Genomic DNA, 10,987 nt, shown 5'->3' with positions numbered 1-10,987 from the left:
TGCCGATGATCGTGGACCCGACGGCGCCCCACATCACCCCGCCCACCGTGATCGCTTCGCCCGACGGCTGGCTGACGGCCACCGTGGATACGGCGTGGGCCGGGGTGACGCTGGCCGTCAACTACACGACCGCCCCGCCCCTCGACAGGGCGGCCGACGTGCGCACGGTGCGCGTCGTGCGCCAGGACCCCGGCGCGGCGGCGCCCGTGCCTGTGCGCTCCGCCGACACCGCGTGGGCCATCGAGGGCATCGGGCCGGCGTACGACCATGAGGCCCCGCTCGGCGTCGCCGTCGTCTACACCGCGGTCCCCGTCTACGCGGACGGCACCCTCGGCCCGGAGTCCGCGCTCGCCGTCACCGTGCCCGCCCCGGCCCCGGGCGACGACACCGACCTGTGGATCAAATCCGTGGACCAGCCGTCGCTGTCGCTGCGGGCGATGCTCGTCACCGCCCCGCAGCCCGTCGCCGCCGGCCGCCTCGACACGGCGGCCATCGCGGGCAGCCCCTACCCCGCGGTGGCCTACGACGTCCACGGCGCGGAGGCGTTCGACGCGGTCACCATCGACGTCCCGCCCGACCAGGTCGACCAGGTCCGCGACCTGCTGCGCTCCGGCGTCCTGCTACTCCAGACCCGGCCCGGCTACCAAGTCACCCGGGACACCTTCCACGTGCCCGGCGACATCACCGGCCCCGTAGCCACCGGCAAACTCGGCGCATCCGGAGGCTTCCAGTTCTCCTGGGGCGTCACCCCCATCGAGCGGCCCGACACCGCCGGGCAGCCGCTGCGCCTCCCCGGCTGGTCCTACGACACCCTCGCCGAGCGCTACGACACCTACGACGCCGTCACGGCCACATACGCCTCCTACCAGGCCCTCGCCACGAACGGCGCCCTGGCATGATGCCGATCGCGCCCGAGGTCCTCGCGGCGCTCGGGCGGGCCGTCGCCCGCCCGTACTACGCCGAGTGGTCCAACGACGGCGGCGTCACGTGGACCCGGTGCGGTCTGAGCGCGGGCTCCGCGCAGGTCACCGCGGACCGTACCGCGGACGTCCGCTACACCGCCCAGGCCGAACTGACCGGCGCCCCGCGCGGCCGCAGCGGCATCAACGCCCTGACGACCAGCGTGCGCCTGTGGCAGGGCATCCAGCTCCCGCGCCGCGACCCGGTGTTCTTCGCGGCCGGCCGCTACACGGTCACCCGCACCGGCCGCGGCAAACCCGGCACGATCCCGGTCGAACTCGACGGCCTCGAAGACGACCTGCGCGCCGCCTCCTTCCCGGTGGCGCGCACCGTCGGACCCGGGCGGGCGCGCGCCCTGGTCGAGCAGCTCGTCGGCGAGGCCCTGCCCGGCACCCCCGTCTCCTGGCGCCCCGGCATCAACCCCGACACCGCGGTGCCCGCGATCGCCGCCGCCACCGACCGCTGGGGCGTCCTGTCGTCGGGCACCGATGCCACCGGCGCGGGCACCGGCATCGCCACCGCCCTGGCCGGAGAGATCTGGGTCGACGCGCGGGGCGTCGTGTGCGTCGGCCCCGTCCCGTCGCTAGCCGACCCGGTCGTGTGGCGCATCGGCCGCGGCCTCGGCGGCGCCCTGATCGAACCCACCCCCGAGGACACCCGCGACGGCCTCGCCAACGTCTGGGTCGTCAGCTCCGACGGCGGCGACGGCTCGCCCACCATCGGCCCGGTCTTCGCCTGGGACAACGATCCGAACTCGCTGACCTATGCGGGCCCGGATCCGGTCGGCGACCCGGCCGCCCCGCAGCGCCTGGGCCTGTACGGAGTCCGTGTACGCGTCCAGACCTACAGCTCGCCCCTGATCACGACGTACCCGCAGGGCACGCAGGTCGCCGCCGCGAAGCTCGCCGACTCCCTGGGCGTCCAGTCGACGCTGACCCTGACGGCCGCGTGCAACCCGGCGAGCGAGCCCGGCGACCTGGTCGAGGTCGAGACCGACCCCGGCGTGTGGGAGCCCCACCTCCTCGACTCGCTCTCGTACACGCTCGGCGCCGCCTCCATGTCCTGCACAACCCGCACCACCACCAGGAGGCTGTGATGCCCGACGCCGCCCGCCTCCTCGGCCAGGACCTCGCCACCGGACCGTCCGCCGGCGCATCGCCGGGTGTCGTATCGCTGCAGGTCGCCGACGTCACCGACGACGGCCGCGTCAACCTACAGATGCCCGATGGCAGCTTGCTCCTGGACGTGGCCTGCCCGACGAGCTACCGCAACCGGGCGGCCGGGGACTGGGTCGCGGTGCGCATGTCCGCGGTCCCCGTTGTGCTGTGGCGCCTCGGGGACGACCCGGCGGCCACCGACACGGCGCAGATTCAGCAGATCGCACAGGACGCCGCGGCCGACGCGCAGGCCGTGCGCGCCGCCACCTACGGCACCACGGCCCCCACCGGCACCGGCTGGCAGACCGCCTCCGCCGTCTACGTCCGCAAGGTCAACGGCCAGATCGAGCTGTACTTCCAGCTCGGCGACGCCTCCGACCCCTCACCCACCACCCCGCCCGTGCCAACGCCGAAGCCCGCCACCATCTCCCCGACATCCTCAGGGTCGTGGCGCAGCGGCCGCCCCGACGACTACGCCTCCACCCCGATCCAGGGCGACTGGACCGGCGGCGGCAACCGGCGCGGCGCCTGGTTCTACGGCACGAAGATCGCCGACGCCTGCGCGGGAAAGACCGTCGCGAAGATGACCGCCACGTTCACCCGCAAGCGGGGCTCCGGCGTCAACGCGAAGCGGCCGCTGCACCTGTACCTGCACGGCTACACCACCCCGCCCGCCGGGCAGCTCGGCCTCGGCGACGGCCCCGAGGACCTCCTCGCCCTCTCGGTCGGCGCGAAGGGCACCGCGACCCTGCCCGCGTCCTGGCGTACGGCGCTGGCCTCCGGCTCCGCACGCGGCCTCGCCATCTACGCGACCGGCAGCAGCGACTACATGGCCGTCACCGGCGGCCAGATCACCATCACCTACTCCTGAAAGGGGCCCCCGTGGCGACCATCGGATACGCCCAACTCCCCGTCCCGGCAGGCGGCGACGCTCCCACCGTGCCCGCCGCCGTCGCCGAACTGGCCACCGCCCTGGACCCGCACCTCGTCCAGCACGTCACCGACCAGGCCGACCGGGACAACCGCCTCGCCGCCGCCCCCGTCTCCACCCTCGCCCTCGCCGCCGACGGCTCCGCCTGGACCAAGACCAGCACCACCAACACCTGGTTCACGCTCGCCGAGCCCCTGCCCGACTGGGCCCCGATGTCCCTGGCCTCCGGCATGGAAGCCGACCAGGACGCGCCGCAGTACCGCATCATCGGCCAGCAGGTGTGGATGCGCGGCAGCATCCGCAAGACCGACGGCAGTCTGCTGCCCCTCGCCGGCGTACAGGTCGCCACCGTCCCCGACGAAGCGATCCCCCGGCACATCGGCCGCCTCGCCGCAGGTGCCTCCCTCACCGGCGACGCCGCGATCGGTGTCGGCCGCGTCGAGGTCCTCGCCAGCAGCACCGGCCTGTCCCAAGGTCCCGGCGCCGTCATGTGGTACTCGCAGGACGGCTCCGGCGTCACCTGGTGCGACATCTCCGGCTCCTACTGGCTCGACTGAAAGGCCCACCGCTGTGACCCTGTACACCTACGGCGGCACCCCGGCCGACGTCCTGACCGACGCCGCCGGCAACGTCGTGCCCGACTACCCGCTCGCCGTGCGCGTCGCGGGCACCGGCGCGGCCGTGACCGCCCTGTTCGAGGACGACGGCACCACCCCGATCGGCCAGCTCCAGACCAACCCCGCCAGCAGCTCGATGCCGGGCGCGATCCGCACGTTCAAGGCCCAGGACGTGCCCGCGATCGAGTACGAGTACCTCGATACCGCGGGCAACCCCGTGCGCTGGTACGAGGCCGCACGCGAACTCGCCAGCAACGCCGCCCAGGCCGCCGCCGACGCACAGGCCGGCCTCACCGGCAAGCTCGACCGCACAGGCGGCACCATCAGCGGCGACCTCGCCGTCGACGGGGCCCTGAGCGTCGGCGGGCAGCCGATCACCCCCACCGCCAGCCTCACCGCCGCCGGCCTCTACCCGGTCACCGGCGCGGCCGCAGACGGCGCCACCGATGACCACGACGCCATCCAGGCCGCCCTGGACGCCGCGCACGCCGCGGGCGGCGGCACCGTCATCATCCCCGCGGGCCGCGTCTACGCGGTCGGCACGTTCCTCGTCGTCTACGACCACACGACGATCTGGGCGTACGGCGCCACCCTGCGATCCTCGGGCAACACCGGGCTGCTGCGGAACTTCACCAACGACGAGACACCGGCCGGGTACGGGGGTCACTCGCACATCCGCGTTCTCGGCGGCACGTGGGACGGCAACGCCGCGGACGCCGACGGGAACGGCACGGTCACCGCCGAGACCGACATCCTGAATTTCGTGCACTGCACCGACGTGACAGTCCGCGACGCCACGGTCATGAACACCAGCAGCGCGCACGCGCTGGAGTTCAACTCCACCGACGGCGGCCGGGCCCTGAACTGCCGCTTCCTCGGTTTCCGGGACAACAGCGCCGCGCAGAACCGGGGCCCGTCCGAGGCGATCCAGATCGACATCGCCGTCTCCGGATCGTCCTCGATCGGCCAGTACGACAAGACCGCCTCCCGCAACATCACCGTGCAGGGCTGCTACTTCGGCCCGTCCGACCGCCTCGGCCCCTACGGCAAGGCCGTCGGCTCGCACACGCTCGCCGCGGGCGTCACCTACGACGACATCCAGATCCTCGACAACCGCATCGACGCCACCCTGCACGAAGGCATCGGCGCCTACGGGTGGCGGCGCGCCCGCATCGCGGGGAACCTCATCACGAACGCGGGCGCGTCCGGGATCCTCGCCACCATCCCCGACCCCGCGACGACGAGCGTCCCCACGCACGCCCTCACCGTCGAGGGCAACACCATCGACACCGTCGCCGCGGACTCCGGCATCCGCGTCCTCGGTTACGTTGCCTACCGCTACCCGGGCGCCGTCATCTCCGGCAACACCATCAAAAACGTGACCGGCAACGCGATCCAGGTCGAGAACTGCGCCGGCCCCATCGTCGCGGGCAACACCGTCGACACGACCAGCAGCACCGGCCTGTACGCGAACTACTCGCCGGACGCCGCGATCACCGGCAACGTCGTGCGCAACGCGGGCTCGAACGGCATCAACGCCACCGGCTCACCTGGCGCGCTCATCTCCGGCAACCTCGTCGACACCACCGCCTCGAACTTCGGGATCTTCACCGGCCAGGGTGCGGACGGTGCGACGAACACCACGGACGCCCTGATCACCGGCAACGCCATCACGGCCGCGGCGTCCGCCGGTATCCGCTGCTCGACCGGCTCCGCCCGCTGCACCATCACCAACAACCGCATCCGCAAGGGCAGCGCGGCCACCGTCAACGGCATCATGCTCGCCGCGAACTCGACGGCCTGCATCATCGCGGGCAACGACCTCTCCCAGAACTCCTGGGCCGCGGCCGCGGCGCTCTACCTCACCACGGCCGCACCGGTCCTCGACTACGCGGGCGGCACGACCACGCCCGGCCACAACCTCATCTGACCCACCCCTCGCCCGAGCCCCGCGCCACCCGGCCGGGGCTTTCTGCATGCCCAGGAGGCCGCTGTGCCCGAGCAGATTCCGACCGTCGGCCGGATCGTCCACTACCTCAGCTACGGCACCCCCGGCGGCGAGTACACCTCGCAGTGCCGGGCGGCAGTCATCACCGCCGTGAACGGACACGGCATCGATCCGGGGACCGGGGACGACGCCACCGCCTGGGACGTCGACCTCGCCGTGTTCAATCCCACCAGACAGTTCTTCAACCAGCACTGCGTGCAGGGCGAAGCGGACCACGCGGGCGGCACCTGGCACTGGCCGGAGCGTGCGTGATGGCCACCAGCCGCGGAGTCGACGTCTCCGCCTACCAGCCCGCCCAGAACTGGGCCGTGCACAAGAGCGACGGCGTCGTGTTCGCCTTCGCCAAGGCCAGCGAGGGCCTCCACACCCACGACACCCGCTTCGCCACCCACATCACCGGCATCAAAAAGGCCGGCCTCGTGCCCGGCGCCTACCACTTCGCCTGGCCCAACCAGGACGCCGCCGCCGAGGCCGCCAACTACGTGTCCGCCGTGCGCCCGTACGCGGGCGCAGGCTTCTGCCACTGGCTCGACCTGGAGCGCTACAGCGACGGCCGCAACTACGCGGGCCGCTCCGCCGCCCAGATCAACGCCTACGTCACGGCGTGGCTCGCCGCCGTGCGCAAGGCGTTCCCCGGCCAGCGCGTCGGCGTCTACACCTCGGGCGACGACCTCGCCAAGGGCCACGTGCCCGCGGGGGTGCCGCTCTGGTACCCCGCCTACACCTGGGGCACCAGCAGCGTCGCCTACGCGACCGCCGAGGCCCACGCCCAGCCGCGCCCCTCCGGACGGGCCCCGCTGATCTGGCAGTTCACCTCTACCCCCATCGACCGGTCCGTCTGCTACCTCACCCCCGCGCAGCTGCGCGAGTGGGCCGCGGGCGACGACACCACGAAGGACACCGACATGCAGCTCGCCGACGCCGTCACCATCCCCGCCTGGGTCAAGAGCGAGTGGGCCAAGGACAGCGGCCTCGCGGACGGGAAGATCGCCGTCAACACCGCGCTCGCCTCGACCTACGGGCACGCGCGGGCCACCCACGACGCCACCACCCAGATCCTCGCCCAGCTCAAGGCCCAGTCCGCGGCCATCACCACCCTCGCGGGCCTGGTCGGCAAGAGCGTCGACACCGCCGCCGTGGTCGCCGCCGTACAGAAGGCCATCGCCGACGCCGTCGTGCACGTCGAGGTCACCGGCACCTCCCAGACCTGACGGCCCCCCTCAACCCCTCGACTCACAGAACGGATCACCCATCATGAACAAGCCGTTCCTCCTCGACCTGGCCGAGCGCACCGCCGCGACCTACGTCGAGACCTTCGCCGGCCTTCTCCTCGCCGACACCACGCATTTGCTCAACCTCGGCGACGCGCGCGCCGCTGCCGTCGCGGCCCTGCCCGCCGCGTTCAGCGTCATCAAGGCCGCCCTCGCAGGCAGCATCGGCAGCGCACCGACCGCGTCCGCCCTGCCCGCGGCCAAGACCCCGGCCCCCGCGGGCGACACCCCGGCCACACCCTCTGCATAGGAGGTACCCGTGGACGCCACCACCCTCGGCGGCGCGCTCCTCGCGCTCGTGGGGACTCTGGCCGGCGCGGTGGTGGCGTACCTCGGAAAACGCGGTGAGACCGCGCTCAGCGGCTACTCGCACCTGACCGGCGATCTCCAGGAGGAGCGGGACCGCCTGGAGCGCCGCGTACGCGACCTGGAGACCCGCGCCGCCGACCAGGCCGCGCACGCCGCCGAGGTCGCCGCCCACCGCGCCGCAGACCAAGCCGAACTGGCCCGTCTGCGCGCGATCATCGTCTCTCTCGGAGGTACCCCGTGACGCGCACCGAGCGCGTACTCGCGCACTCCTGGCGGCGCGTCGTGCTCGTGTGCGTCCTCGCCGTCCTCTCCGGCGCCGTCCTGATCATCTGGGCCCGCATCGACGCAGCGGACCACCGCGCCCGCGCGCTGGCTGCCGAGGCCGACCGGCGGGGCGGTGCCGTGACGACGCTCGCCACCGACGTGCGCACGCTGCGGTCACAGCTCCAGGCCGCCGGGAAGACGCCGCAAGCCCCGGACCCTGCCGAGGCCGTGAAGGGGTTGCCGCAGCGGGCGCAGGTGCCCGTCCCGATCCCGGGCCCGCCGGGGCCCGCGGGCCCGTCCGGGCGCCCGGGCCGGGACGGCGCGACCCCGAGCCCGCGCCCGGGCCCCTCCGGCGCGGCGGGCGCGCGCGGCGAGGACGGGGCGCCGGGCGCCGACGGCGCAGCCGGAGCACAAGGCCCCGCCGGACCGCCGGGCCCCGCGGGGAAGGACGGCGCGAACGGCGCTCAGGGACCACCCGGCCCCGCAGGCCCCGCGGGGAAGGACGGCGCGAACGGGAAGGACGGGCAGACCTGCCCGGACGGCTACAGCCTCCAGACCCCGCCAGCCGATCCGGACGCGCTCGTGTGCCGCCGCGACACCACTCCACCCGACACCGGCACCACGCCGCAGGCCCTCGCCGGACTCGACCCCACCCGCCGCCAGTACCCATGACGACGCCCCCTGTCCCGGCCACGCGCCGGGGCAGGGGGCGATTAGTCGTGCCCGGGTATGGCGAAGGCCCCACCAGGGGCGGGGCCTTCGAGAGGTACACGCCGAGCCGACGGCGGGTACCGTTCTGGTGTCGAGTCAGAACGGAGCCCAGTATGCACGCTTTCCCGCACGACCACACTGGCGCGCGCATCAAGCGCCTGCGCCTGGAGCGCCACCTCACCCAACGAGCCCTGTCCGACCTGTCCACCGTGCCCTACAGCACCCTCACAAAGACGGAGCAGGGCGTCATCCCGGCCAGTCCCCACGTCATCGCCAGCCTCGCCCGGGCCATGCGTGTCGACGTGGCGACGATCACCGGTCAGCCCTACGTCACTGAGCTGCGGGCCGACGAACTCGACGTCCTCATGCGGCCCATCCGCGAAGCCCTCGACGTCTACGACCTCGGAGCCGACCCGGACATCACCCCCCGCCCGCACCAGCTTCTCGCCGACGACGCCGAGCACCTACTCGCCGGCGTCCGTGCAGGAGAGATCAAACGGGCCGCCGGGCAGGTCGCTGGCCTCATCCAGGAGGCCACCACCGCAGCTCACTCGGCAGGCACCACCGAAGGATGGCTGCTGCTCGCATCGACGTACCGAACGGCCTACGACGTCGCCACGAAGCTCGGTTTCGCGGACCTCGCGGGGATGGCGCTGACCCGGATGGACTGGGCGGCGCAGCGGGGATCGAGTGCGGTCATCGGCGGCATGTACCGGTACATGCGGGCCTTGACCTACCTGCGCGACGGGCAGTTCCGCACCGGCGACCGCCTGGTCGCGCTCGGCCTGTCGACGTTGCAGCAGAGCGCCCCGAGCCGCGAGCGCGACGTCGTCACCGGCCAGCTGCACCTGGGCGCCGCGGTCATGGCTGCCCGCGCCCAGGACAAGGGCCGAGCGGACGGCCACCTCGACGAGGCTGGCACGCTCGCCGACGCCACCGGCGAAGCCGTCAAGGTGCACTGGCTGTCCTTCGGTCCCACGAACGTCGCCGTGCACAGGGTTTCCGTCGCCGCCGAACTGGACGAGTACGCCGAGGCGGCGTCCGTTGGCAGCGAGATCCGATTCTCGAAGGACTGGCCCGCATCCAGGCGTAGCCATCACTACGCCGAGCTGGCCCGGGCGCAGATGTGGACCGGCGACCTGGACGCAGCGTTCAAGAATCTGTTGTCCGCCCGGAAGGCGGCACCGCAGCAGGCCCGGTACCACGCGACCGTGCGGGAGACCTACGCCGGTCTGGAAGCGGCCAAGCGACAGCTGCCCGATTCCTTCCTCTCGTATGGCTCCTGGCTGGGAGTCTGACGCTCCGTAAAACCCTGGCCCCGGCTATCAACATCCTCTGATAGTCGGGGCCTTGTCGTGCCTCCACCATGTCGTCACCAGCCTTTCTTGACCTGGAGCCGACCATGGTCCGAAGCAGCAACGACGCCCCCGCGCCCCCGCTCGCGCCGGGCAACCTGACCGAGGAGCAGCGCCGCGGCGCCGCGTGCGCGCACTGCGGCGCCCCGCTCTCTGCACGCAGTGCTGTCGACCTCGGGTCACGCCCGGATGCCGACGGCGTGAGGATCTTCCCCCGCGCCTGCCCCCGCTGCGCCGCGACCGCGCGATGACCACCCGCGCGCCAGCTGCCCCGCGCACACCCGAGTGCCAGCTCGGTGAGCACCGCCTGTGCCGCCCCGGCGACCACTACGCGGGCGGCATGAGCATCCCCGCCGTCCGCGTGCGCTGCTCCTGTACCTGCCACACCCCCGGGCCCAAGCCGCCCGGCACCTGAACCGCTCCGGCCGGCGGTGGGCTACCCCGCTCGTCACACCCGCCGGCCGGAGCACCAACCCCCGCCCCGGGCGCTTCCCGGCAGTCGCCGCCCGGGGCGGGACCCCACCCACCGCCACGAAGGGACCCGCCATGCCCCCGAACCCCGACCCCGACGAAGACGAGAGCGATCCCGAACTTGCGGCAGTCGTCCGGCTCGCCTGGGCAAACGGCCTGTCGAAGGACGAGGACCTGCCGCCCGCCACCCGCGAAGAAGCTGCCCGGATCGCCGGAGAGGCCGCCGACGAGCTGAAACGCAACCGCTGAGCCCCTGCCCGACGGCGGCCCGGTCCGCTCATAGACTGTCCGGGCTCGGCGACCACGTAAGGAATTGATCAATGCGACCTCAGCGGTTCCAGACCTTCGCCATCGAGACCCTGCTCGCCTCCCCGTGGATCACCTCCGCCGAGCCCTGGCAGGACGACCGCCCCTTCGGGCTCCACCTGCGGTTCACCGAGGGCTCGGAACTGTGGGTGGCCATCACCGCGGCCCTGGCGCCGGGCGAGCGTGGTGACGATCCCGAGGCGCCCGTCCAGGCGGACGCCCCCACCGCAGTGGCCGTGCCCGACCTGTACGAGAGCGGCAAGATCAGCCCCGCGCGGGCCGAGCAGTACATCGCCGCGGTCCTGAACAACGCGGGCTGCACCGAGATGGACCGCGCGTACGCCTACGGCGCGAACGGCGAGACGGGCCAGGCGTCCGTGCACCCGGGCGTCGGCGTGATCTTCCACAACGGCGCCCGCGCCTTCCTCGTCTTCGCGCACACCGCCCGCCCCGGCCAGGGCAAGAGCGGCCGCCAGTTCGAGTTGCAGGACGCCTTCTAGGTTTCCGCCGGCCGGACCGCGGCCGGGGGGATGCACCACCTGTCAGCACCACCCCACGAGGAGGAACTGATATGTGCACTCACGCCTACGGTCACCGGTTCGACCCCGGCCTGTGCGCCGGGACCTG

Annotated in this window: 14 protein-coding genes; all 14 read left to right on the top strand. The window is 73.0% G+C overall.

Annotated elements, in window-relative coordinates; genetic code table 11:
- The first annotated feature begins 5 nt into the window (after positions 1-5).
- The 14 genes from ABEA77_RS13150 to ABEA77_RS13085 all read left to right on the top strand — a co-directional run bounded on the left by ABEA77_RS13150 (position 6) and on the right by ABEA77_RS13085 (position 10,860).
- Positions 6-899 carry a hypothetical protein gene (locus ABEA77_RS13150; protein WP_345645864.1) on the top strand — a complete coding sequence of 298 codons (894 nt, stop codon included), beginning with the start codon at positions 6-8 and terminating at the stop codon, positions 897-899.
- Positions 896-2,056 carry a phage tail protein gene (locus ABEA77_RS13145; RefSeq protein ID WP_345645740.1) on the top strand — a complete coding sequence of 387 codons (1,161 nt, stop codon included), beginning with the start codon at positions 896-898 and terminating at the stop codon, positions 2,054-2,056. The genes ABEA77_RS13150 and ABEA77_RS13145 overlap by 4 nt, the downstream gene beginning before the upstream one ends.
- The gene (locus tag ABEA77_RS13140; protein WP_345645737.1) at positions 2,056-2,988 is read left to right on the top strand and encodes a hypothetical protein; all 933 of its coding nucleotides are present in this window, start codon (positions 2,056-2,058) and stop codon (positions 2,986-2,988) included. Before ABEA77_RS13145 ends, ABEA77_RS13140 begins: the two co-directional genes overlap by 1 nt.
- A gap of 11 nt (positions 2,989-2,999) precedes the next feature.
- Positions 3,000-3,605, top strand: coding sequence for a hypothetical protein (locus ABEA77_RS13135; protein WP_345645734.1), 606 nt, complete (start codon positions 3,000-3,002; stop codon positions 3,603-3,605).
- A 13-nt stretch (positions 3,606-3,618) separates the two neighbouring features.
- Positions 3,619-5,595: a right-handed parallel beta-helix repeat-containing protein gene (locus tag ABEA77_RS13130; protein WP_345645731.1), complete on the top strand. Its 1,977-nt coding sequence runs from the start codon at positions 3,619-3,621 to the stop codon at positions 5,593-5,595.
- 63 nt (positions 5,596-5,658) lie between these two features.
- Positions 5,659-5,925: a hypothetical protein gene (locus ABEA77_RS13125; protein WP_345645728.1), complete on the top strand. Its 267-nt coding sequence runs from the start codon at positions 5,659-5,661 to the stop codon at positions 5,923-5,925.
- Entirely contained in the window at positions 5,925-6,884 is a 960-nt protein-coding gene (locus ABEA77_RS13120) for a glycoside hydrolase family 25 protein (protein ID WP_345645726.1), read from the top strand. Before ABEA77_RS13125 ends, ABEA77_RS13120 begins: the two co-directional genes overlap by 1 nt.
- Before the next feature lie 43 nt (positions 6,885-6,927).
- Positions 6,928-7,194: a holin gene (locus ABEA77_RS13115; protein ID WP_345645723.1), complete on the top strand. Its 267-nt coding sequence runs from the start codon at positions 6,928-6,930 to the stop codon at positions 7,192-7,194.
- Between the two features lie 9 nt (positions 7,195-7,203).
- A complete protein-coding gene (locus ABEA77_RS13110; protein WP_345645720.1) occupies positions 7,204-7,494 on the top strand; it encodes a hypothetical protein in 291 nt (96 codons plus the stop codon).
- Positions 7,491-8,189, top strand: a complete 699-nt coding sequence (locus ABEA77_RS13105) for a collagen-like protein (protein ID WP_345645718.1) — start codon at positions 7,491-7,493, stop codon at positions 8,187-8,189. The genes ABEA77_RS13110 and ABEA77_RS13105 overlap by 4 nt, the downstream gene beginning before the upstream one ends.
- A gap of 152 nt (positions 8,190-8,341) precedes the next feature.
- Positions 8,342-9,526, top strand: a complete 1,185-nt coding sequence (locus tag ABEA77_RS13100) for a helix-turn-helix domain-containing protein (protein ID WP_345645715.1) — start codon at positions 8,342-8,344, stop codon at positions 9,524-9,526.
- Between the two features lie 304 nt (positions 9,527-9,830).
- Positions 9,831-9,998 carry a hypothetical protein gene (locus tag ABEA77_RS13095; protein ID WP_345645712.1) on the top strand — a complete coding sequence of 56 codons (168 nt, stop codon included), beginning with the start codon at positions 9,831-9,833 and terminating at the stop codon, positions 9,996-9,998.
- A 131-nt stretch (positions 9,999-10,129) separates the two neighbouring features.
- Entirely contained in the window at positions 10,130-10,303 is a 174-nt protein-coding gene (locus tag ABEA77_RS13090) for a hypothetical protein (protein WP_345645710.1), read from the top strand.
- A gap of 71 nt (positions 10,304-10,374) precedes the next feature.
- Positions 10,375-10,860 (top strand): hypothetical protein, encoded by a 486-nt coding sequence (locus ABEA77_RS13085; RefSeq protein WP_345645707.1) that lies wholly within the window; start codon positions 10,375-10,377, stop codon positions 10,858-10,860.
- Positions 10,861-10,987 lie beyond the last annotated feature (127 nt).

This window comes from Streptomyces tremellae (genome assembly GCF_039540215.1).
Lineage (GTDB): Bacteria > Actinomycetota > Actinomycetes > Streptomycetales > Streptomycetaceae > Streptomyces > Streptomyces tremellae.
Note: the sequence above shows the minus strand (reverse complement) of the source record. Positions and strands in the feature narration are given on the sequence as shown.

Excerpts from the sequence above, each read along its gene's own strand:
- ABEA77_RS13115 (WP_345645723.1), top strand. The coding sequence starts at position 6,928 with ATGAACAAGCCGTTCCTCCTCGACCTGGCCGAGCGCACCGCCGCGACC.
- ABEA77_RS13100 (WP_345645715.1), top strand. The coding sequence starts at position 8,342 with ATGCACGCTTTCCCGCACGACCACACTGGCGCGCGCATCAAGCGCCTG.
- ABEA77_RS13140 (WP_345645737.1), top strand. The coding sequence starts at position 2,056 with ATGCCCGACGCCGCCCGCCTCCTCGGCCAGGACCTCGCCACCGGACCG.
- ABEA77_RS13150 (WP_345645864.1), top strand. The coding sequence starts at position 6 with ATGATCGTGGACCCGACGGCGCCCCACATCACCCCGCCCACCGTGATC.
- ABEA77_RS13120 (WP_345645726.1), top strand. The coding sequence starts at position 5,925 with ATGGCCACCAGCCGCGGAGTCGACGTCTCCGCCTACCAGCCCGCCCAG.
- ABEA77_RS13085 (WP_345645707.1), top strand. The coding sequence starts at position 10,375 with ATGCGACCTCAGCGGTTCCAGACCTTCGCCATCGAGACCCTGCTCGCC.
- ABEA77_RS13090 (WP_345645710.1), top strand. The coding sequence starts at position 10,130 with ATGCCCCCGAACCCCGACCCCGACGAAGACGAGAGCGATCCCGAACTT.
- ABEA77_RS13095 (WP_345645712.1), top strand. The coding sequence starts at position 9,831 with ATGACCACCCGCGCGCCAGCTGCCCCGCGCACACCCGAGTGCCAGCTC.
- ABEA77_RS13145 (WP_345645740.1), top strand. The coding sequence starts at position 896 with ATGATGCCGATCGCGCCCGAGGTCCTCGCGGCGCTCGGGCGGGCCGTC.